Origin of the sequence: Paraburkholderia sp. SIMBA_054 (assembly GCF_046534875.1) — a bacterium.
Lineage (GTDB): Bacteria > Pseudomonadota > Gammaproteobacteria > Burkholderiales > Burkholderiaceae > Paraburkholderia > Paraburkholderia hospita.
This window is the reverse complement of the sequence record NZ_JAWRXV010001748.1, coordinates 1-235: the sequence shown is the minus strand read 5'-3', so window position 1 is coordinate 235 and position 235 is coordinate 1. Positions and strand designations below refer to the sequence as shown.

Sequence of the window (235 nt, the reverse complement as noted above, 5' to 3'; positions counted from 1 at the left end):
CAGATTGCCGAAGCACAGCGCATCGTTAACATCGTCTGCGTGCAGAACCACTACAACCTGGTGCACCGCGCCGACGACGCGCTGATCGACGAACTGGCGGCCAAGGGCATTGCTTATGTACCGTTCTTTCCTTTAGGCGGCTTTACGCCGATCCAGTCGTCCGCGCTGACCGACATCGCGGCAACGATCGGCGCAACGCCAATGCAAGTGGCGCTCGCATGGCTGCTGCAGCGCG

The 235-nt window shown here is 61.3% G+C and carries 1 protein-coding gene; it reads left to right on the top strand.

Features of this window, described 5'->3' with window-relative positions:
• A partial coding sequence (locus SB822_RS61090; protein WP_410859657.1) for an aldo/keto reductase occupies positions 1 to 235 on the top strand: 235 nt, incomplete at both ends.